The organism is Sphingobacterium olei, assembly GCF_005048855.1.
GTDB classification, from domain to species: domain Bacteria; phylum Bacteroidota; class Bacteroidia; order Sphingobacteriales; family Sphingobacteriaceae; genus Sphingobacterium; species Sphingobacterium olei.
In genome coordinates, this window is record NZ_SUME01000001.1 from 837969 (window position 1) to 860750 (window position 22782).

General features: G+C 41.4%; 22 protein-coding genes. 5 read left to right on the top strand and 17 right to left on the bottom strand.

Features of this window, described 5'->3' with window-relative positions; translation table 11 throughout:
* Positions 1 to 68: 68 nt before the first annotated feature.
* The 3 genes from FAZ15_RS03560 (at position 69) to ggpS (ending at position 4629) form a co-directional block, all read left to right on the top strand.
* A complete protein-coding gene (locus FAZ15_RS03560; RefSeq protein WP_136899913.1) occupies positions 69 to 1199 on the top strand; it encodes a glycoside hydrolase family 88/105 protein in 1131 nt (376 codons plus the stop codon).
* Between the two features lie 197 nt (positions 1200 to 1396).
* Positions 1397 to 2386 (top strand): NAD(P)H-dependent glycerol-3-phosphate dehydrogenase, encoded by a 990-nt coding sequence (locus FAZ15_RS03565; RefSeq protein WP_136899914.1) that lies wholly within the window; start codon positions 1397 to 1399, stop codon positions 2384 to 2386.
* The gene (gene ggpS, locus FAZ15_RS03570; protein WP_136899915.1) at positions 2386 to 4629 is read left to right on the top strand and encodes a glucosylglycerol-phosphate synthase; all 2244 of its coding nucleotides are present in this window, start codon (positions 2386 to 2388) and stop codon (positions 4627 to 4629) included. Before FAZ15_RS03565 ends, ggpS begins: the two co-directional genes overlap by 1 nt.
* 167 nt (positions 4630 to 4796) lie before the next feature.
* Here the strand turns inward: ggpS and FAZ15_RS03575 are convergent, their stop codons facing one another.
* The 11 genes from FAZ15_RS03575 to FAZ15_RS03625 form a co-directional block, all read right to left on the bottom strand.
* A complete protein-coding gene (locus tag FAZ15_RS03575) occupies positions 4797 to 6074 on the bottom strand; it encodes a hypothetical protein (RefSeq protein ID WP_136899916.1) in 1278 nt (425 codons plus the stop codon).
* Between the two features lie 36 nt (positions 6075 to 6110).
* Positions 6111 to 6881: a hypothetical protein gene (locus FAZ15_RS03580; RefSeq protein ID WP_136899917.1), complete on the bottom strand. Its 771-nt coding sequence runs from the start codon at positions 6879 to 6881 to the stop codon at positions 6111 to 6113.
* A 328-nt stretch (positions 6882 to 7209) separates the two neighbouring features.
* A complete protein-coding gene (locus tag FAZ15_RS03585; RefSeq protein WP_136899918.1) occupies positions 7210 to 7770 on the bottom strand; it encodes a hypothetical protein in 561 nt (186 codons plus the stop codon).
* A 111-nt stretch (positions 7771 to 7881) separates the two neighbouring features.
* Entirely contained in the window at positions 7882 to 8388 is a 507-nt protein-coding gene (locus tag FAZ15_RS03590; RefSeq protein ID WP_136899919.1) for an outer membrane beta-barrel protein, read from the bottom strand.
* Between the two features lie 133 nt (positions 8389 to 8521).
* The gene (locus FAZ15_RS03595; protein ID WP_136899920.1) at positions 8522 to 9295 is read right to left on the bottom strand and encodes a hypothetical protein; all 774 of its coding nucleotides are present in this window, start codon (positions 9293 to 9295) and stop codon (positions 8522 to 8524) included.
* A 68-nt stretch (positions 9296 to 9363) separates the two neighbouring features.
* Positions 9364 to 10257 (bottom strand): hypothetical protein, encoded by an 894-nt coding sequence (locus tag FAZ15_RS03600; RefSeq protein ID WP_136899921.1) that lies wholly within the window; start codon positions 10255 to 10257, stop codon positions 9364 to 9366.
* 18 nt (positions 10258 to 10275) lie between these two features.
* Entirely contained in the window at positions 10276 to 10998 is a 723-nt protein-coding gene (locus tag FAZ15_RS03605; protein ID WP_136899922.1) for a hypothetical protein, read from the bottom strand.
* A 26-nt stretch (positions 10999 to 11024) separates the two neighbouring features.
* Positions 11025 to 11468 (bottom strand): lipocalin-like domain-containing protein, encoded by a 444-nt coding sequence (locus tag FAZ15_RS03610; protein ID WP_136899923.1) that lies wholly within the window; start codon positions 11466 to 11468, stop codon positions 11025 to 11027.
* Positions 11469 to 11511: 43 nt separating this feature from the next.
* The gene (locus FAZ15_RS03615; RefSeq protein ID WP_136899924.1) at positions 11512 to 12093 is read right to left on the bottom strand and encodes a hypothetical protein; all 582 of its coding nucleotides are present in this window, start codon (positions 12091 to 12093) and stop codon (positions 11512 to 11514) included.
* A 116-nt stretch (positions 12094 to 12209) separates the two neighbouring features.
* The gene (locus tag FAZ15_RS03620) at positions 12210 to 13604 is read right to left on the bottom strand and encodes an OmpA family protein (RefSeq protein WP_136899925.1); all 1395 of its coding nucleotides are present in this window, start codon (positions 13602 to 13604) and stop codon (positions 12210 to 12212) included.
* Positions 13605 to 13671: 67 nt separating this feature from the next.
* Entirely contained in the window at positions 13672 to 14460 is a 789-nt protein-coding gene (locus FAZ15_RS03625) for a hypothetical protein (protein WP_136899926.1), read from the bottom strand.
* Between the two features lie 230 nt (positions 14461 to 14690).
* Between FAZ15_RS03625 and FAZ15_RS03630 the strand changes: the two genes are divergently transcribed.
* Positions 14691 to 17774 (top strand): CHAT domain-containing protein, encoded by a 3084-nt coding sequence (locus FAZ15_RS03630; protein ID WP_136899927.1) that lies wholly within the window; start codon positions 14691 to 14693, stop codon positions 17772 to 17774.
* Between the two features lie 26 nt (positions 17775 to 17800).
* Here the strand turns inward: FAZ15_RS03630 and FAZ15_RS03635 are convergent, their stop codons facing one another.
* The 3 genes from FAZ15_RS03635 to FAZ15_RS03645 form a co-directional block, all read right to left on the bottom strand.
* The gene (locus FAZ15_RS03635; protein WP_136899928.1) at positions 17801 to 18556 is read right to left on the bottom strand and encodes a hypothetical protein; all 756 of its coding nucleotides are present in this window, start codon (positions 18554 to 18556) and stop codon (positions 17801 to 17803) included.
* The gene (locus tag FAZ15_RS03640; RefSeq protein ID WP_136899929.1) at positions 18546 to 19121 is read right to left on the bottom strand and encodes an RNA polymerase sigma factor; all 576 of its coding nucleotides are present in this window, start codon (positions 19119 to 19121) and stop codon (positions 18546 to 18548) included. Before FAZ15_RS03640 ends, FAZ15_RS03635 begins: the two co-directional genes overlap by 11 nt.
* A 122-nt stretch (positions 19122 to 19243) precedes the next feature.
* On the bottom strand, positions 19244 to 19885 hold the full coding sequence (locus tag FAZ15_RS03645) for a DNA alkylation repair protein (protein ID WP_136899930.1): 642 nt from the start codon (positions 19883 to 19885) through the stop codon (positions 19244 to 19246).
* Positions 19886 to 19929: 44 nt separating this feature from the next.
* On the opposite strand from FAZ15_RS03645, the gene FAZ15_RS22970 reads away from it, so the two are divergent.
* Entirely contained in the window at positions 19930 to 20052 is a 123-nt protein-coding gene (locus FAZ15_RS22970) for a hypothetical protein (RefSeq protein ID WP_262709281.1), read from the top strand.
* Between the two features lie 447 nt (positions 20053 to 20499).
* Here FAZ15_RS22970 and FAZ15_RS22440 read toward each other — a convergent pair whose 3' ends face one another.
* The 3 genes from FAZ15_RS22440 to FAZ15_RS03655 form a co-directional block, all read right to left on the bottom strand.
* Positions 20500 to 20652 (bottom strand): hypothetical protein, encoded by a 153-nt coding sequence (locus tag FAZ15_RS22440; protein ID WP_162304832.1) that lies wholly within the window; start codon positions 20650 to 20652, stop codon positions 20500 to 20502.
* 91 nt (positions 20653 to 20743) lie between these two features.
* Entirely contained in the window at positions 20744 to 21652 is a 909-nt protein-coding gene (locus tag FAZ15_RS03650; protein ID WP_136899931.1) for an alpha/beta fold hydrolase, read from the bottom strand.
* A gap of 103 nt (positions 21653 to 21755) precedes the next feature.
* Entirely contained in the window at positions 21756 to 22577 is an 822-nt protein-coding gene (locus FAZ15_RS03655; protein WP_136899932.1) for an alpha/beta fold hydrolase, read from the bottom strand.
* Positions 22578 to 22782: the final 205 nt, after the last annotated feature.

Consider the following 22782-nt stretch of genomic DNA (forward strand, 5'->3'; position numbering starts at 1 on the left):
ATAAATGAGTAATATGGGCCATTGACGCTTTTTTAGTCAATGGCCTAATGACGTAACGAATAGATAGTATGAAAAGAAACATTCTAAAAATCTGTATTTTGTTTTTGAGTATACAGACTTATGCACAAAATGGCATATGGGACCAGCTGCCTGCTTATGCCGACCCCTTGGTTATTGGTGAGAAGTTAGTGAAAAACTACCTTTCTAGCGATTATAGGCATTTTGACGAGATCCCCGGAACGCCACCGTACATCGTATATCCGGAAACCTGCACCTGGTTAGGAGCACTCGTATTCAGCGAAAAAACGAATAATAAAGCGTTGCTCAAGGATCTGGAGGAACGTTTCTTCCCCCTTCTGGGGAAGAGAAAGGAACTGATGCAAAAGCCCAACCACGTAGATAATACCGTGTTTGGCGTTATTCCTTTACGGCTCTATATGCTCACCGGAAATCCGCTTTACTATCATATCGGAATTGATTTCGCAGACCGGCAATGGCAACTTCCAAAATCGTCTGCAAGTGACAGCGTGAAACACCGCGTATTTTTGGATAACGGACTCAGCTGGCAGACCAGATTCTGGATCGACGATATGTACATGATCACAGCTATTCAAAGCCATGCATTCCTTGCAACAAAGGATAAGAGTTACATCGATAGGGCAGCCTATGAAATGACGGTATACCTGGATTCCATCCAAAAACCAAACGGTCTATTTTATCATGCTAAGCAGGCACCATTTTTCTGGGGAAGAGGTAATGGCTGGATGGCTGCAGGGATGACGGAACTGCTAAAGAACCTTCCTAAAGATAATAAACACTATCCGCGTATACTGTCTAGCTATCAACATATGATGCGTACGCTAAAATCTTATGTGAATAAGGAGGGACTCTGGGGACAACTTGTCGACGAGCCTGAAGATTCCTGGACGGAAACATCGGGTTCTGCCATGTTCACCTATGCTATGGTTACTGGTGTTAAAGAAGGATGGCTTGACAAGAAAGAGTATGCTAAAGTAGCACGGCGGGCGTGGCTGGCGCTGATGCCGTACCTGAATGATAATGGCGACTTACGGGAAGTTTGCATTGGTACAAACGTTGGTTCCACGAAAGAACATTATCTTAACCGCCGCCGTCTGGTAGGTGATTTTCATGGTCAAGCAGCTCTTTTATGGTGCGCTAGCGCCATGTTAGTACCATAACGACCGCGCTGATAGGATTACTACGCTCTATGTAAAAATGCCGTTTACAAACGAAAGACGTTTTTACATAGAGCGTCATATATTATCCATTTATTAATGAGTATTTTATTTGCTTTTTAGTTTATTTTTAGTATCTTTGTATCAGTATATTCAAAATAAACAGCGTATTCTGCTGTTTTAACAAAATCCACAATGGTTTGAGAGAAATTAGTGTAATAGGTGGTGGGAGTTGGGCTACCGCTTTGGTAAAAATATTAGCAGAGAATAAAATTCGGGTATATTGGTATCTACGCCGACAATTACAGGTAGAAGCAATTACGAGAGAAGGTAGTAATCCCGATTACATCAGCTTCGCGAAATTAGATACCGACTATATTGAAGCTTCGACAGATTTGGCTGACGTTCTTTCCAAATGCCAGCATATACTGTTTGTCGTTCCCAGTGCACATCTTCCAGCTGTCTGTCAGCAGATCGATCCTGATCAAATGGATAATAAAATCATTATCTCTTCTATTAAAGGTACGGTAGGACCCGATAATTTACTTCCCTCTTCTTTTTTGGCAAAAAGTTTTGGTGCGTTGCAGCTCAATCAGGCGATCTTGGCTGGTCCCTGCCATGCGGAAGAAATTGCCGTCGGTAAGAAAACCTATATGACGGTCTGTGCGGGCGATCCCTTGTTACGAACAGCGTTGAGTAACGCATTCGGTTCGAATTACGTACAGATCCGTGAGAGCCAAGATCTAATCGGAGTTGAATATGCAGCCATATTTAAAAATGTGGTGGGATTGGTATGTGGCATGGCCAAGGGAACAAACTATGGAGATAATTTTATCGCCGTATTAGTTGCTAATGCGATCCACGAGTTAGAGATGCTACTGCACGCACTAGGTCTTGATAGCGTGCAAATAGGAAGTTCGAGTTACCTAGGAGACTTGTTTGTTACAGCATATTCGCAGCACAGCCGGAACCGCACTTTTGGAGTATTGATCGGACAGGGATATAGTGTCGAACAGACGAAGGATACCATGTCTATGGTGGCCGAAGGGTATACGGCCACAAAAGGTTTACATGATATGGCCACGGCACGCGGGCTTAATATGCCTATTTTGAATACAGCCTATCGGGTTTTATACAATTATATGCCCGTAAAAACAGAATTTAAACTATTAGAAAGGAGCATGATTTGATGTTGTTAGCAACAGATTTAGACGGTACATTTTTAGGCGGAAGCATGGAAGATCGTCTGCGGTTATACCGTTTGATTAAACAAGAAAAAGACATTCAGTTGGTTTTTGTAACAGGAAGGGGACTGGAATCGGTTATCCCCCTCTTAAATGATCCACTTATTCCAAGACCAAATTATATTATTTCCGATGTGGGTGCAACGGTGGTGAATGGATTTACACTTGAGTCTATTGAACCGCTACAAGGTGAGATTGAGGCCAAATGGCCATCGCTATACGATATCCGTCAGGAAGTATTGGATATTGCCAATGTAGTTTATCAAGAAGTACCACAACAGCGACGCTGTTCATTTTACTACGATGAGGATGTCGATCTGGAACAGATAAAGGAGATCGCTGATAAATTTGATTGTGATATGATTACCTCTGTGGATCAATATCTCGATATCTTGCCTAAGGATGTCAATAAGGGCAGCACACTACGCTCACTGGTAGCAACACTGGGGATATCCGATGAAGAGGTTCTCGTCGCGGGTGATACGCTTAATGACCTTTCGCTGTATCAGGTCGGGTTTAAAGGGGTAGTTGTTGGCGCGGCAGAGCAATCGCTATTGGATAGGACAGCGGATTTATCGCATGTATATCACGCTGTTGAAAAAGGTGCCGGAGGTATTTTAGAATCGATGGATCGTTTTGAAGTATTTAAAAAACACTATCCTAAAGCGCGTGGTAAAAATTCGATATCGGTTAACAAGAAAACAAATCAATTGGTGATGGTCTACCACCGCCTACCATTTGAGCAGGAAATCGTAAATGGTAAAGCCATACGGATAGCACCAAAAAGCCCAAACGGAATTATCCCTTCGCTACTGGGCCTATTCGAAAAAGGTAGATCGGGCTTGTGGATTGGTGAAGAGGTCTTGCAGGACGATACCCCTAATATTCCGAATCAGCTTATCGATGAAGAACGATTTCCAAACTTAGTGGCCTCGACAATCAGCTTGCCAAAAAAGGACATTGATCAGTTTTATCGCGTATTTTCTAAAGAGGCATTTTGGCCCACTATATTTTCTTTTGTCGACAAAGCGAAATTTAATCACAGCGACTGGGAACATTATCTAAAAATTAACCGTTTGTTTGCCGAGCGGATCGCAAGGGATGCCGATCAAGATGCCTTGGTCTGGATTCACGAATATAACCTTTGGATGGTACCTGCTTATCTAAAGACATTACGTCCAGATCTTAAAATTGGATTCTTCCATCATACGTCGTTCCCCGCAGCAGATATCTTCAACATTATTCCCTGGAGAAAGGAAATTATCGGAAGCTTGCTTTTATGTGATTTTATCAGTTTCCATATTCCACGTTATGTAGAAAATTTTGTAGATGTGCTGCGTAGCCACACCCCATTTAAGGTCGTTAAGAAAATCAATGCGGCAAAGCAGTTTCTAACGTACAGCTGTGCCCTAGGTGTAGACCAGATGACAAAGATCATTGAAGTCGATGGTCGACAGGTGAGGTTAGGTGCACAACCGGTAGGCGTTAATATTGATAAGATCAAACGAATCTTGAATAAGCCGGAAGTGAAAAAGAAAATTGCATCGGTCAAATCGAGCAAAGAAGAACTGGGGCGCAAAACAATTCTGTCGGTCGAACGGCTGGACTATGTAAAAGGACCATTGGAAAAGATCCTGGCTTTTGGCGAGTTTCTTGCTGAATATCCTGAATTTAGGGAGAAAGTTGAGCTGGTGAATATCTGTACGCCACCATCTCAAGGTATGTCTATATATGACGATATCCGCGATGAGGTAAATAGAGCAGTGGGAGAGATTAATGGTAAATATGCCACGATGGACTGGGTACCTATCCAGTATTTTTACCGTGCCTTGCCTTTTGAAGAGGTGGTAACGTTATACGGATCCAGCGACATTGCTTGGATTACACCACTCCGAGACGGTCTGAACCTTGTTGCTAAAGAATATATGGCTGTACAGGGATTTCTTAAAAGCGATGGGGCATTGGTGCTCTCTGAATTTGCAGGAGCGTCGGTTGAACTACCGTATGCTATCCTAACTAATCCGTATGATATGAAAAGTATGAAGGAAGGTTTGTTAAAAGCATTGCTCATGCCGGAGGATGAAAGAAGGGTACGTGTAAACCGATTGTACGATCAAGTAACCTATTACGATATACATTATTGGGGTAGGGACTTTGTTAGAGAACTGGAAAAGGCGGTAGCGCGGTAGCTAACGTTCAAGAATTTCAAAACCCGTCGTTTCAGGGATAACCTAGAAGACTGGATAAACCCTCTTTCACGAGAAAAAACTATCTCTTGTTATGGACTGCCCCTTAAAAAGTGTCTAACTTTTTAAGGGGCAGTATTTTGAGACAGCCCTCGTTTTCGACGGTAAACTTACTCTGGTATTCCTACCAATTTGTGCACTTCATCGTACGACATCTTTTCCAGGTCGGATTTTGAGTAAACTACACCTTTGATTTCTATCGATCTCTCTGTATTCCGATTACTGCTCATTGCTGTCGTCGCGACGCCTCCGGGGATGATGATATAGCGAAACGAATCATACAACATACCCTGCCCCATATCGGCGGTAGAGGACTTAATATCAATTGTTATGATTGGCAATTGGTAGTGGTAGGAAAACTCATAGGACAATATTCGATAACCGGTGTCGAAATTATAAATAGGTAGTGCTCTCACCTGACTTGAGCCGGCCGTACGTACATAAACCATGACCAAGCTGTTTGGATTCGCCGCTAATGCATTTACGTAAAATAGGGTACTGACATGTTTAGGGTTAATATTCGTCCAATCATTCAATTGATCAAAATAGAGCCAATCCGAATAAATTACATTAGCTGTTCCTCGAGGACCCTGCGGGCCAGCGGGACCTTGCAACCCTCGTAGATTTATAGGTGTTCCCCAGCCAGAAGATGTTTTTGGCCCGTAAAAATCGGCGGTTGCCGTGCGAAGATAAAAATCTCCGTTTATGCCGACACTTGCCGTGGGTACCGCAGTTCCACTTAATATTTTCGATCCTGCTGCTCCCGCGGCACCAGTAGCGCCTGTTGCTCCGGCTGCACCCCTTAAATTGGTCGGCGTTCCCCAGCCGGATGCTGTTTTCGGGCCGTAGAAATCCGATGTGCTTGTACGGAAGTAGAAGTCGCCACTGTTGCCCAAGCTCGTCGCGGGCACACTTGTGCCGCTGTATATACGGGAACCGTCATCGCCTTTTACACCTTTGAGATTAATGGGCGTACCCCAGCCCGAAGATATCTTAGGGCCATAAAAATCTGCTGTCGTCGTACGGAAGTAGAAGTCGCCATTGACTCCGACATTTGTAGCAGGTAAAGCAGCTCCGCCCAATATCTTCGATCCGGCCGCCCCTGTGGCTCCTGTTGCTCCGCTAGCACCCCTTAAGTTAGTTGGTGTGCCCCAGCCGGATGCTGTTTTCGGGCCGTAGAAATCGGATGTACCCGAGCGGAAGTAAAAATCGCCCTCATGACCCAGACTAGCCGGTGGGACGACGGTACCGTTATAGATAGTCGAACCATCTTCGCCTTTTTCGCCACGGATACCTTGTATTCCCTGCTCGCCCTTTGGGCCTATGCTGCCATCCTTTCCGCAACTGAGAAAAATGACAAGAAAGACAAATGTTAATATCTTCTTCATGCGTGTATTTGTTTAGTTATAATAAGACTAATGCCGTTACCATTGGTATGTTACGGCTGCCCCACCTTCACCTTTTGTTAACGCTCCTTTACCACTGGCTTTCCAGTCAGCACGCCAATAGTCTCCACCACCATTGGGAGGATATGACCAATAGGTATAATTACCAGATAAATCGGGCTTAAAGGTGTATTCGTATCTGGCCGTGAGATAGCTGTTTGGTCTTGTGCTCCAGATCAACAATTTGACCCGATAACGACCTCCGCCATCGTCTATCCAAGAAAATTCTTTGGTTTGCCTTGTATCGTCCGATCCGATGTAATAGGATACATTACCATAGTGCTTTCCCTGTTCGGGTTTACCATCTTCGGCATTCCAATTTTCCCATAAGTCGCCGCCTGCCTTAAACATCGGCGTATTTGAATTATCTACTTCGAGTTCAAAGATTCGGTGGGTAGAACTAAAATCACCATACATATAATTGACTGTATGATTGTTGACAGCGTATTCAAAACGGTTTCCCAGAGTTGGAGTAATCGAAGTGTTTTTCGTCCCCTGTGGAGCTATAAAGTAAGGGGCATAATCTTTAATAAGCTTATCCAACACCTCAATTTTCGAATAGGTTTGTTTGGCATATGTATCTTGGTGGTTTTTCAACCCATCAGGAACTTTGAATACGCCCGGTTGCGATTTTTCAGGATACCAGATTTCTCCCTCCGATCCGTCGGGCTTTGGGTCATCCCCTTTGCTACAGCCAACCAAAATAGTGAACGATGCCAGCAATATTGCTGTATAATATCTTGTTTTCATCTGTCTAAATTTGTTTATTCATTATTTGTTTATTTTTAAAGCCATTCATGCTGCCTTCGGCGGTTTTAAAGGTGATGAAGCGATCAGATTTATTCATTCCTTGTGTGGTTTATTCATTGAATGTTTGTCTTTCTTTGGTATTATTCATCACTTGTTCGCTTTTTAAGGCATTCATGAAATCGCTTCGCTAAGTTCATGAGCTCACTACGTTCGGTTTGACTAAATCATGATGGTTTCATCTGTTTAAGTTTACTTTTTAATTGGTCGATGTGTGCTGTCCCGATTTTTCCATACACGAGATCGGGATCAGCCTCACATCACAAAAGTATTATTGGATAATGATTTTACCGCTCACCTTTACTTCCACGTTTTGACCGTTCCCGGAGGCAACCTCATCGTAGAAGGTGGCATTACTAAAGCTGAGTTCGTAAGTCGTAAGCCCCATGGATGCGCCTCCGCTACTACCAACCGTCGCAATCTTTAGATTTTTAATCGTAGGTGTTCCGGATTTAGCACCATAAACATAATTGACTCCGTTGTCGGTAAATGACAGGAACATCTGTGTACCTACCGACGTATCGTCATCATTGAATGGCTGGACTTGATTATTGGCCGTCAGCCCTATGGTGGCGACCACTGTCATATTCCCGTTTAATACTTGGGCAAATATGCCTTTTACGTTTTCACTCGGCTGTTCAGTAAATAATGATGTAACTTGTTCTCTCGACAAACCTGAAGCTTTGTACTCCTTGCCTTCCAATGGACCGCTTAAAAACTTAAATTCATAACTGCTGTTGCTCGTTTCGGTAGGCGGATTGTCTTCTTTCCCACAGGAATATATCCCTGTCATTAAGGATATTGTGATAAATAATGTAATCAATGTTTTCATCTGTTTATTTTTTTATGGTTGATGAGAGCTCAGCGTAAATAATATTGACCTGTGTGTCAATATTATTTACGTCTCAGTTTCATTATACTTGTTTTGAGGATGAATAATAGACTATCGAATACTATACTTTACACCGAGGAAGACTCCAAGTTGTTCAGCTCCGCTAATGGTGTACTTGACCTCGGCAAAGGGCAGGATTTTGCTTCCGAAATCGAGATTAGCACCTCCACCAACATTTAATCCGACTTTACTGGAACTGCCACCAAAATCACCAAATCCAAAATCGCCCAAATCCATACTGACCGAGGATCTCGCAATCTGCAATCCTGCAAGCCCGTAGGCATTGAAAGGACCTCCGGTCACGAAATAATAATTGGCATTGGCGTTAAACTCAAAGAAAGATGCTTTGGCAAATTCATTCTTTTCCAAGAAATAATAGGCAAAAGAGGGCGATACAGTCAGTTTATCCAAGATACCGATCTCACCAATCGCACCAATGGCTGGTTTTTCAATTTTCGTGCCGTATCCACCGAATACACCAACTCGAATGGGTTGCTGTGCCTGAACAAAGGTCATACCTGATAAGATAAAAGCGATTGCTAATAGTGATTTTTTCATTTTCTGTTAAATTGATTGTTAAATAATTTTTGATAAAACTGTTTGTTATATAGATTAGTGACATGAAAGTGACCTGAGGTAAACAGAAAAAGCAAATATTCCCGCTAAAGCGTTGTATAACAACGATAAAAACTTATTTACATTTATTCAATATCTGTGTGGCTATTGTCGTAGCGACTTCCAGATTACGTCCGCTATCGCTCAATTCGACGACCAATTCAAACATGGCGCCGTTTTCGAATACATATAGCGTATTCGTCTTAGCATTCCATGTAGCGGCTTGTCCGAGATTGTCGACTTTGGTAAATCCCTCTGTCATCTTTTGTGCGGTATTGGCAAAGCCTTCCATCATCTTTTTTTGTTCCTCTTTGCTGATACCCATTTCATCCAGTTTCTTCATACCTTCATTGACGGCAGCATTATCGCTTTTGCCATCTAAGGCTTCGTTTGCTTTTTGCGTAAGTGCCGCTGCTGCTGCTTTTGACACGGCTTTGTAGGACATTTGAAATTGATTTAGTGAAATGGCTTCTATACCGCTTATGCTCACACCATGTTCTTCGGGTAAATCCATACCGTACCTTTCCTTTGTTTTACCTGTTTTCCAGCTGTATTTAGTGTAGTGATATTTAGTGTCTTTGTGTATTTTATTCTCGTGCATTGTCATCTGACCCGCATTGGATCCCGTGGCCTCGGCCACCATATCTTTGGTCAATAATTCTTCATACTTTTCGGCATATCCCAGCAGGCAGGTATTGTCACCTTTGGCTTTGGGGTCTATGTTCTTAAGTTCGTTTTCTAATTGGTCGATTTCGCTATTGGCTGCGGATTCGTCATTGTTACGACCTTGTCCGCAAGAGGAAAGGGTAGCAAGTGCTATTACAGCTACGAATAAGTGTATTGCTTTCATATTTTTATATCATTTAAATTGGATTCTTGCACAACCTATGTTGTCTTATTTGTGATGTTAGCCTGGAATTACTTATTGCCCTGACGTTCCGCTATGGCTTTAGTTACTTTTTCCATGCGGTAACTTTGTTTGGGTGCAACCAAGGCCATTCCGCTATTTGTCCATACAATGCGTCCTTTAGCCCAGCTTGTGCGCCTATTAACTTCCTCGTAAATAACATCGATAACTACGGAGATGTCATCTTCATCGACGCTTCCTTCAAACAGTCTACCGCCTGTTCCCAAGCCATAACGTTCGCCAACGATGAAAGCAGTTACCTTGGATTTGCTTTTGTCAGCGGTGTTGGGAATGTCCTTTATTTCAACATACACATCGTGCTTTATGCCCTTAACATCCATTAAGCCTTTGATACGGTAAAATCCGGCGATTTTTCTAGCCTCCTTTTTTATAAGTTGATTTGCGATACTATTGGTCGACCGTTTTCCCATTGTTACGGTTTCTAATTTGGATAGTGAGCCGGTTGATGTTGATCCATTGTCTGGCAAAGCTTTCAGATTGCTGTGTTGCTCCATTGTATGGATTAAATAGGCACTGTTGCTACCGGCTTTAAAGTACCTGAAAGCGAGGTATTGTATACGTTGATCTTTAATGATATTAAACTTTTCGTCTCCCGATGCCCCTTGTGTCCAAGTAATTGTTCCGCTAGCGATACCGTTGTTGACGGATCCTGCTAACGTTCCTTTTCTGCTCGGATTTTCACTAACAACCGTCCCAGTGATTCTATTCTGTGTTTGATGAATATAGAACACCGTTGTCTCTGGGCTTGCAGATGATGAATTAGGCTGTGCTTTAAATGTTCCGCCAAAAGCATTGAAAGTCCGGTCTGTTTGTGCTGTTGCGCCCATTATCCAACCCAAGGACAGGAACAGGATAAGCGTCCGTAATAATTTGTTCGTTTTCATGTTTTATAAATTATATTCTTAATTCGTATCCTCTTTTTCTGTTTCAGGATACCCTGCTGTATCAAAGTGATACACCGTAGCGGTATGTCCGTTAAATTTTGCGGTTTGATAGGGATTGTTTTTAATGTCGGTAACCATTTGCTTTTTTGTCAGGATGCCGATATAGTCCAATGAAAAGGGTAGGCGCATATCACCGAATAAGCGATTGAAACCGTAGATTTGATAGGTATTGATATCAAAATCTTCGGTCACGTAAATGCTTTCTTTTTCTCCTGATTTGAGGTATGTGATGTCTATGGCCCATGAGATGATCGGTTCGTTGTGCTGATATTCCCGATACCTGATGATCGTATCCTGCGGTCTGGCAGTAAGCTGGTAAAAATCATGGTGTGAGCTAGTCTCCGTCTCGGACACTTCGGATATATGATGACGAATGGTCTGCTTTTGCCCGTTTTCGTCGATAAGATAACCAATATAGTCGCCATTCGGATAAGAAATAACGGCTTTCAACATATCGTCATTTGGAATGTAAAGCATCTCGCGGGTATCGGGGTTGTAGCATAACCATACCAATTGGTATTCGCCCTGCAGATCGGTGTATTGATAGATAAACGCTTCGGGAAAATAGTGGTTGCTCTCGTCCCGATACGGAAAGGCATGGGTAGCCTGCGCATACAGGCTTCCCCAGATACCTAACAATCCGATGGATACAAACAACAAACGTATGAAAACAGTCCCCATCTTATTTCTATTCTTGGTTTTTTCGCTTATTGGATTCTTTTAAATAAAAGTCCCTTATGTCCTTCGAAAAAATAAAGGGTAAACGATTCTTCACTCACATCAAAAGATAAGTCGTCAAATGATGCTTTTCCATCGTCAGTGACAATCCGAATGGTTATGAGGCCGTTCTCGACTTGATATTTTACACTACTATGCTCGTGATAAGCTAACTCACTACATTTTTCAGTTCCTACAAACCATTCACTCCAGCGCATATCATTGTTTGCGAGAAACTCGAAGGTGGTTTTATTCGTACAGTCGTCTGTATCGTCCTCATTTTGGAGATTATACATTTTTTCTATTTGCCATTTGCCTACAAGCAATTCGGCCTTTGTTTTTTCTCTTTCGGGTTCTCTATTGTCTTTTTTACAGGCCCATATGCTGAAGCAAAGAATCAATAAAAGAAGTAACGGGTAGTATTTTGTTTTCATGTTTCTTTGAGTTTAAATACTCGTGTCTATACGGCTTCTCAGGTCAGTCTTCCCAATCAAACAGTTTCTTGGCCTCCGTATAGCTCATTCCCGGTAATGTCTTGACATCTATTATATCTCTACTAAAGCCTTTAGCGGCCTGCACTTGCCGTCCGGCAGGGATCAGTACATAACGGAAATCAAATGTTGTCGGATCGTCATAAAAGGTGTTTGTTCTGGTACGGTCATTGGTATATACCTGCAAAATAATATCGTTAGGAGAGTCTATAGGATATGGAAACCATCTCACGTTAGTTTTGTCCATAGCACCGCCCAAATGAGGTAAAGGATAAATGAAGTCTTCAGCTTTCATATACATTATCATCGTTCCGCCACTTTCTAAAAATGCTGTAAAAGTGCTTGCTCCAACTTCGCTCAACATTCCCTGTGTAATGGTATAAGTAGCATGTTTGAAGTCTGATGCAACGGTAGTCCAACGCTTTCCGGGAAACCAATTTGACGCGACAACATTCGCAGTTCCAGCAGGTCCTTGCTCTCCGTTTTGACCGTCCTGCCCCGGAGATCCATCTTTTCCACAGCCGGCCAACAATGCCAAAATGGATAATAGTATTAGTAGTTTTTTCATCTTATTACTATTTTTAGAATTTTTCTGCTTATTCTTAATGTTTTAGTTTAATATAAATTGACTTTGGCGGCTTTTTGCTTCGTTCAATATCTCAAGCTCATGGTTTGATAGTCCACTCATTTTAGTAAAAATTCTACACGTCTATTCTGTGCCTTACCTGATGGGGCAGTATTGTCTGCTACAGGAGTACTTTCTCCCTTTCCTTCAGCTGTGATGGTGTTGCTTACGCCAAATTCTTGCGTTAAGGCTTGACGCACTGCATCGGCCCGCTTTTCGGACAATTGTTGGTTCAGCACATCGCTGCCGTCACTATCGGTATGCCCGATGATGGTAACGGATTTGGCTGGTTCGGATTTGAGGGCATCGGCTATTTCTTTTAATATCCCGTAGGATTCGGGTTTGATCTGTGCCGAACCACTGTTGAACGTAATAGCTGAAGTCGTAAATGTACCCGATGATAACAATTTGTTTCGAGTGTCGGGCTTGCCAACGGCATAACGGATATTGCTGATGTAATAGTTGTCGGCATCGGTACTGTTTAATACGTAAAAACGTGCGCTGCTTAGTTTCACATCACGTTCGAATGCATTTGTCATATCCAGTACTTTAATTTCATTAGCAAATACCTGCATCCGTCTGCCCATTCGGGCGATAGAGATGTGGATCGGCGTGTTTTTACCATCAGCGTTAATAAGCTGATCAGCTTTATACCTTGATGTGAAGTTGAGGGAAGCGTCTGCTGATACGGCTTTCCTACCGGTAATGAAAGGCCCGCCATCGTGCCCAAGCCCAGAAAATTCGATCCCTGTATAATTGTCCGCCAATTTTTGAAGGGCAAAATATCCTGGGGTGCCTTCCCAGCTCAGTTTGGCCTCGGGATTGGCCATATCAGAAAACACCAAGTTAAGCAAACGGGCATTGCTATAAGTGCCAAACGCAAAATCATACATGAGATCAAATTCGAGTGTAAAGTCCTCTGGGAAGTCACGCAGATATTCCGGCACAAAATTTCCTTTGGTCTTGTTGAACCAAACCCAATTTCCCTCTACGTGCTCAAACTTCACAATTTCGGAGGTGCCTGTACTGACCCAAGATGCGGGCAGATCGCCTACGGCATCTTGTGAAAAGTCGTCAAAAGCAATAATCTCTTCGCCCGGCACAAACGTAAATTTGCTGTAACGTCGCAAACTGGCGGTAGAGTTTCCATCTTCACTGAGCCCGTCAAGTTCATCTGTCGAACTATCTTCCCGCCCAGCATTTCCCATCTGAGCACCTGTATTTCTTTGGGATTTTTTCGCTGTTTCTTTTTCTGATTTACCGATCTCGCCTGGGGTTTCTTCCACTTTGTCCAACCCCTTATCGATGGCTTTATCTATTTTCCGCTCGATACGTTGACTGGCTTTCTGTTCGATTTTCTTTTCTACTTTCTTGCCCATGTTTTTCCATATCTGAGCGTCTACAGAGAATACGCTGAATAGCAAAACCGATAGTAATAAAATTTTAGTTTTCATATTTTTAAATTTGTCGTTATTAGGTTAGTGGCATTTCGTTGGAGTGAGGTAAACAGAAAATTCCTTATTAATCGTAGGTATAGATAGTTTTGGAGTAAGATGTTCCACCTACTGTGGTCGATTCAATGATGTATCCTTGGTCATCAAATGTGTTTTTAAAAGAAATTGTATTAGACCCTGTGGTGGTACTTTTTCTTGGAAAGACGGTAAAAACTTTACTTGACAATGCCATTATATGTACGGTGTTCAGGTCGTCCCTGTATGCATACAGTGCGCCTTTAGCTTTATTGTCGTACTCATGGGTGGTAGGTAAAATCGCATTCAACGCGAGGATACGAAGATCTCCAGCGTCTGTAAAATACCAGTAATCTCTGTTAAGCCCGTCTCTGACTTCATAATAGTTTTCATCTTCGTTATAGCTGTAGTGTCTGTAGGAATCCGGATTTCCGTTGTTATACCTGATCTCCCTACCCGTAATTCGGTCGCCGTTATACTCATAAATTGTCGTGGTCTGGTATGAGGTATGGGACTCGCTATATTTTACTTCTGAAATCTTTCCGTTGGCGTATGAATATGAATAGGTAGATATCAGTGGACCATTTGAAGTATATCTGGTAACGGTTTCTTTGGAGATTTTTTTCCCGGGTGTATATTCAAACATAATGGTGCTACTGGCCGTACTCATATCCTGAGACGTATACTGTGCGATACGTTGAATGTATTTTTCGCGATTGGTGTCCTCAACGTCATCTTTGAGGTCTTCAGTTTGTTTATTACATGCGGTTACACAAAGGAACAATATTCCTCCGATGATAGCCGATATCCTTACTTGAGAAAAAAATGGAATAGTTTTCATAGTTGTATATTTTAATTGTTTTCGCTTTTTGTGTTTGTTGTTATTGGGTTAGTGACATCTCGTTGGGATGAGGTAAACAGAAAGTTTGCTTTTCTGAAATAAACGTGTCCTAGGTAGGGTTATGCGTTAGTTCTTTTGTGCAATTATTGCATATAAAAATGAGTTATTCATGCATATTTTTTTTGCAAAAGCTATTCGTGAATGCAAAGCATTTTATTTAAGTTTGGAATATGCTACTAACCAACCACTTATTATACATACTGCTAATATGCGGTGTACTCTGCTTGCCTTCGGGTTCGGGGCAGGAACAATCCACATGGATGAAACAGGTCGAAATGGCAGACACGTTACAAAAGCAAAAACATTACCATGAGGCCTCTGATCATTGGGAGAAAGCATACCAACTTGCCAAAAACGAACCGGATTCCGTCAAAAACTGGCTTTTGTTTAAACAGCTTTATGCCAAAGGAGCGGGCTACAACTACGAAAAAGAGGGGATTCCCTTCTTTGAAAAAGCCTATCCTTTGTTGTCCTATTCAAGGCTTGATACCAGTGAGCAATCTACCTTTCTAAATACCTATTACCATTTCTTGGGTTACAACAACCGATGGGAAGAAGCATTGCCTTTTGCGCAGGAGTGTGCGAAATTGCGTGAATCACTAAATGAAGATCCTCCATTGGCCTATTTATCTGCAATACACGACATCGCTTATATCAACAACAAAATCGGGAACTATCCCGAAGCTATTGAATACTACCACCGGTCTATCGACGGATATATCAAGCACAATGGTCATATGGACAATGAAGTTGCATTGGGTTACAATAATCTAGCATTCAATTATGGATTGGCGGGCATGGCCAATAAATCGTATGCGTATTATATGAAAGCTGCGCAGATATGGAGTGGTATCGAACTGGTCGACAACAGTTACCTGATGACCGTCTATGGAAACCAAATGCGATGGCAAAAACAGTATGGGGATCACGTAGCAATGGAAGGGATTTTGGCTAACATTCGTGAAATAGTTGACAGCAAAAGCAAGGAATGGGGAAATAAAAATAGGCTAATAGTAAACAAAAATGACCACGAACATCCTACATTGCTCTTGTCTTATTGGAAATCATGTCTTGACTACCATGCGCTCAAAAAAGACGTTTATAGCATTCAGAACTATCTGGATTCGACAAGACGATTTATACAAAATCTTCAAAGGAAGCCAGATGACGCGGTGTTGGAATACTTAAATAATGCCTATTCGGTTCTAGGGGAGGTATATGCCGAATCGAATAACCATGAAAAGGCCATTTCTTACTTTCGCACCGGATTTTCCCATATGGCGCAATACGGATACGGAGGAAGATTAGAGCACAACCATGCTCGGCTCGCCAAGTCGCTGATGGCAGTCGGTCAGCTTGATGAGGCTAGTCAACGAATGCAGGAAGCCTTTAAAACCCCAAGCTCTGCAGACTTTCCGGTATTTCATACCCTATCAGCCCAATTGGCCGAAAAAAAGAATCAGCCGGACAGCGTCCGTTTTCATATTGAAAAATCATTGACTACTTTGACTGGAAATGATGATTTGGTAAACGATTACACGCAACTCGCCTCTTCCTCTTTTCTTGGAAAGGTAAACCGACAGTATATAAGCAGTCTCAGTGCCAATGGACATCACCTACTAAGATTATACCATAACACACAGCATAAAGATGACCTCAGAAATGCCAACCATCTCTTTAAGCTGGCGTTGGAAATGCTGAACACGTATTATCTTGGCGGCCCTTATACGGATGTATTGGCGGATATACAAACTGCTATTCATTTCGGCTTGTTGGAATGCCAAACGTTGGTGCAGCAAGAGCAAGTAGATCAAGCTTCTTTGGCCACGCTATTTGAAAATTTGGAGAACAATAGAAGTCAGCACCGTTGGAAAAAATTTATCAAACACGCACCGTCCAATAGTACAACTTTACCTGATTCGCTCCGTGATGCTGAAGAAGAACAACGTCAGCTCCTTGTTTTCTACAAACAACAGTTGGCTAAAGTGCATAAGGACACTTTACAAGATAAACAGGCGAACCAATGGCGGGCAAAAATTCATGCTTGTGAAATAGCACTTCATGATATAGAGAAGCAAATGTTAGTGTTGAACCCTCGATATAAAATGTTGAGCCAGGGCATGGTGACGACTCGTACCATTCAGCAAGAACTTCCGAAACAGGTGTCGATGTTACGTTATATGTTTACCGATTCTGGCGCGTATGTGATGCGAATTGATCGTTCATCGCTTTCTCTCTTTCCGCTAGGCAGAACGGATTCTATTGAATTGCTCGTGCGGAAAGCAACCGAACAATTGCAGACACGCAATTCCGATTATTATGTGACGGCCACAAAACTTCATGAACGTTTGGTGGGAGCGGATGTATCTTGGGGATTAAAGCGCAACCTCATCATTGTACCTGATGGAATACTCCACCAGTTTCCTTTTGAAGCATTGACCAATACAGAGAGTCCGTCAGGTTACTTGCTTCATAAGCATACTGTTAGTTACGCCAGTAGTACTTCACTGTGGCTGGCGCAACAGGGGCTTCGGCACACTCAAGGACAATCTTTCGGCGCATTCGCCCCGGAGTATATAGGTGGCGTGGGAGAGGAACGATCCGTATCTACACAAAGGCTAACCGGAGCCGCAAAAGAAGCGGAGAAGATCGCCAAGATGCTCGATGGCTACGTTTATCAGCAAAATCATTTTGGCAAGCAGGATTTTTTAAAAGAAGCTCCTAATTATTCGTTGTTACACTTGGCCATGCACGCCGATGTACAGGAAGAAGATAGTGAAAAGTCAAATTTTCATTTCGGTGATGGCAGTAAATTGTATGCGTACGAATTGTATGGAATAAAATTGCAGGCCAATATGGCGGTACTGAGCGCCTGTAATACGGGCTACGGGCCGTTGCAAAAAGGCGAGGGCGTACAAAGCTTGGCTACCGCATTTACATATGCTGGTGTTCCAAGTTTGGTGATGGGTCTGTGGTCATTGCCGGATGCCAGCACGAGTGGCATCATGGTGGATTACTACCAACAACTTATCGATAAAAAACATAAACATTCCGCATTAACAACCGCAAAAACCAACTATCTCAAACGTGTCGAAAACGAAAGTCAACTACAACATCCGTTCTATTGGGCAGGACTGGTCGTCTCGGGAGACATCAACCCCATACATCCACACGATAATTATTGGTACTGGGGGATAGCTTTGGGATCTGTTCTCGTATTATCCATCCTCGGAATAATACGTAAAAGAAGGTAAGCAAAAATTAATGAAACGGCGATGAATTAATATTGCTTTAATAAACGTATTGCTTCTGTTTGTTTGTAACCCGGATCGTCTGCCAAATATTGCAACAGCTTACGGGTTTGTACTTTATCCCCCTGTTTAAGACGGGTCAGTGCTTCGTACCATTTCGCTTGGCGTTCAAGTTTTGCCGTGGCCTCACCTTTATATTTATTAAATAAGGCTATAGCTTCATCATTTAGGTTGAGTTGCATAGCTGATATACCCTTATAGAAAAAGATTTCGGGATCATCTATACTACTATTTTGTAACAAATTTTCAAATAGTTCATAAGCTTTGGCATATTCTGCTTGTTCATAATAAGAATAGGCCAATGAATGTTCGTTCAGTTGTGTTTCATCACGTGTGACGGGTAGTGCCACATTTGGATAAGGTTCAAAGTAGACTATGTACAAATCCATCGGGCTTGCTTCACTTTGTTTCAATGACCATACATAAAGCCCGATACTTGATATCAGTAACACAGTTGCAGCCACAAACCAAAATGATTTTCCAAACCTATTTGTGGGTTGGTTGGGATTTAACGGTTTTGGTGCCTCATCGGATAAGGATTGAAGTCGTTTTTTTAACCGTTCGTGTTGTTGATTTGCAAAAGCTAACTTGGTCTGCTTGTGGAAATCAAGTTCAGTGCGAAAATGTTCATTCGTATCGGCCAATCGTTCGACCTCCCGGCGCTGTTCTTCGTCGAGCTTATCTCTTAGGTAATCGTCTATCAGGTCTTGATATTTATTTGCCATTTTTATATGTTTTTTTCATTATCACCTTAAGAACCTGCATACATCTGTATTTTTGGCTCTTGATTACATCGGCATTCGCGTATCCTAATAAAGTTGCTATTTCTGTATTTTCTTTTTCTTCGTAGTAAAACAGTCGCAATAACGAAGTACAAGGCTCTCCCAATTTTTCGATTGCCTGTTGCAGTATGATCGCAGTTTCCTTATTCTCTATTTGTTCAATATATGTATTTGTCGCAATGCCTAAATCCAACTCGTCTACGTCGTCCAAATTGCTCATTGCTTTTGTTTTTTTTAGATGGTGATAAAGCATGTATTTACCGATACCGATGATATAAGTTGTTATGCTGCTATTTAGCGATGTTATTTTTCCAGTACGCACATTTTCATAAAATGCAATGACCGTATCCTGATAGACGTCTTCCAAGCTGTTTTCATCATTCAACAACTTTCTTGCAAAGGCCAAAAACCGACCCTTGCTCGCAATATAAATTTCATCTATAGCTCTCTCATCACCATTTCTGATTCGTGATAGAAGCTGAACCTCTTTATCTATTAGTGTCGGCATCACAACAAAAGTAAACAAATTGTGTCAAGGAATTTGAGATTTTGATTTCTTAATAATGGAGCAGCTCATAGCGAATAATTTTCTCGAACTAATTTATTGAAAATTTGAAGGCGTTAGCTGGATTACAAATTTCGCTTATTGCTTTCGATGGCAATGAACGCTGGTAAATAATTTGGTGTACACCCTTTTGATACCATGTCACCTTTATAGAGAGCTATTTTCTCTCCCAGACTGACACACCGATTTCGGTATTGTTTTTCATAAACTCCAATCCAACCCGCAGTGAAATTCATTGCCCATTGAACTTCTGGTTCTTCTTTGGCAATGTCAGCTTCTATTTTGTTTAGTAATTCTGGTGTATTGGCAGGCGGTATTTGTCCTGTCCACCTTAAACGTGCTTGGTGATACCAGAATATCCGTCTCTGAAGAGTAGAAAGACTATTTTCCCATGATTCAATCAGTGCAATTGTTTTCTTGTCTTTAGTAAGTTGGTTAGCCATAAACCAGTCCATTAGCTGTGTCCGCTCATCCAATGGATGGGTCTGCATATCGATATCAAGCTCACTAATGAAATCTTGTGATACGCGCTTATTGTCCATAATCAAGATGGCCAATAGCCTGGAAAAAAAACTCTTGGCAGACCATAGCTCCAAAGCTAACTCGTGATCTTTTTTTATGTCCTTTGCAATCTTACGTAAGTCACCCAGCTTAGTTTTGGTGCTGATCTGCCCCAAAATATTTTCTGCTTTTGACGAGAATATCATAACAATCTTTTTTGATGAAATAGCTAAAAATCTGGAGTTAATATATGAAAAACATTTTATTTTTCCAGCGAAGTTCGAATCAAACTTCCAATTTGCAATCGGCGACTTCGGCCATTTCCTTCAACATGACCTTGAATGTTCTTCGGTTCGAATACCTTGAAATGTAATAAGAAGGTGTCTCCTATGTTTGTATCAAGCAAATGTAGGAGACAGCCCCTTTTCTGCGTAGAGCGAGGGATTCGAACCTAGCCTTCTGAAGGCATATAAAGCCACTTTTTAGCCTACTTTTAATTTGCATGCCACGATTTTACACTTTTACAGTTCAAGATTTCCCTCGTTCTCAAATATCTTAAAGGACTCCTGCACGAAGTCACTTGATCTTAAGGAACGTCATAATTCTGTGAATACTTATGCTAATGTACTAATTTTGATAACAGTTTGCCTCAGAAATCAACTTTAGTAGCTATTTCTTTTTACAGAAGTATTTCTTCTAATCGGCAATGATAGAGATTCCAAGTGGAAATCAAAAAAACAAACTAGTAAAAATGAGATTGAAACAATTAGCTATTTATTACAGTTAGCAAATTATTTCGTTAGGGCATGGAGTGCCATTTCTATAACATGAAACATCCAAAAAAATCATAGGGAAGCACTCCAAATCCAACTCCATCATTTAACGACATTAGCCTGTTTACTACGAAAGTGATGGCGAAGAAAAGAGAAGCAAGAAACCCCAATAACAAGGCAACTTGTTTGGTTGAACTCATCAATTTAATTTTTAAATGTTTCCAAGAAAATGAAACACACGAAGTAATACGATCCCTTCGTGTGTCTTTTATTTAAGCAGGCATTAAAGAATTATTGTTTAGCAAATTTTTCCAACTCAGTATTGAATTTTCCCATTTCTTCTATAAAAAGTGCATGTCCACTATTCTCAAATCTTATAATAGTTGAGTTTTTTATATTTTTTTGCAACTGCTCTGCCCAAATGAAAGGGCAGTTTTTATCATAGATGCCATGAAATATAGCCACCGGTATTTTAATTTTTGAAAGTTCAGGTCGCAAGTCCAGATCGCGAAGTGCAGTTATAGATTCAGTTATAGCGTAAGGAGAAGCTTCTAAATTGATGTTTTCCAGCCATTTTTCCATGTTTTTTGAGATATTGCCCTCTTTAGCTGGAAAGCCAGCTCCAAAGCTTGCAATCAAATCCTGTCTGTTGGTCAATGTAGCTTGTATAAGTCCGGCTACATCTGCATCCGGTATTCCGTAAGGAAATCCGTCTCTTTGTTTCCAAGAAGGTGCGGCCGCTCCAAACAGGGCTAGTTTGCTTACATGAGCCGAGTTATATTTTGTGACATAATGAATAACCACAGCTCCCCCCATTGAAAAACCACCTAACACGGCTTTTTCAATTTTCAATTTTTCCAATACCACTTTAATGTCATCCGAAAATACATCAAAATCATATCGGCCATAAGGCTTGTCTGATTTTCCAAAACCTCTCAAAGTAATACCAATTACCCTGAAACCTTTTCGGCTTAAATATTGGTACTGGTATTCATACATTTCATCACTCAGTGGCCATCCATGAATTAATACAATAGGTTGTCCTTCGCCAAGGTCGGTTACGTGAAGTTTTACGCTTTTTTCTACTTCAATATATTCTGATCTTCCGACTGATGCAGCAGCTCTTTTTGTTTGTGAAAACGAAACATTACTTGCTAATAATGTTGCAACTAATCCGATTGTTAAAATTAAATTTCTCATGTTTTTTAAATTTAAATATTAGTATTTTGATAAGGCAAATTTGAAGCGAAAAGCCCAAATATTCAATGGACGCTTTCCGCTTAACATTGCACTTTTTTCCCTGTTATGCGTTAATAAACTCTAGAATGTCTTTGTTGATGGTAGCCGCTTCAGTCGTTGGCATACCATGAGAAAAACCTGGATAGATGATTAATTTACCATTCTGTAATAATTCAGCGGCTTTAACAGCCGTGGTTTCGTATGGAACAATCTGGTCGTCATCACCATGCAATACCAATACAGGAATGGTTACGCTTTTTAAATCTTCTGTAAAATCGGTTTCAGAAAACACCTCGATACAATCGTACTGAGCTTTGATGCCACCCATCATTCCTTGTCTCCACCAATTGTCTTGGATTGCTTTTTTCACATCAGCACCTTCTCTGTTATAGCCATAAAATGGTATTGTCAAGTCTTGATAGAACTGATGCCTGTTATGCTGTGTGTTGTAACGCATAGTATCAAAAACTTCTAAAGGCACTCCGTTAGGGTTGTTTTCGTCTGCAATCATGTAAGGAGTGATGGCACTGATTAAAACCACCTTGGCTACTCGGTCTTTTCCATAATGAGCTGCATAGCGAATGGCTTCACCTCCTCCTGTTGAATGACCGACGTGTATGACGTCTTTCAAATCTAGGAACTCAACCAATTCAGCTACATCAGTAGCATAAGTGTTCATGTCATTTCCTTGGAAAGTTTGTGTAGAACGGCCATGTCCGCGTCGGTCATGTGCGATTACCCTAAATCCTTTTTCTAAGAAAAACATCATTTGGGCATCCCAATCATCAGATGACAGTGGCCAACCATGGTGAAAGAAAATTGGTTGCCCGTTTCCTAAATCTTTGAAATAAATTTCTGTTCCGTCTTTTACTGTAAACTTGTTCATGATTTTAATATTTAAAATGTTAGTATTAATTTGATGTAGCAAAGTTGCTTCAAATAGGACAGGGCGACAATGGACGGATTTCTCTTTGCATTGCACTTTTTTCCCTTTTTATAAAAACAGGTTGATTTTTAATGAATGATATAGAAGTTTTGGGATGGTTTAAATAGAAAAAACACGACAATTGTGCCGTGTTTTACTTATAAAT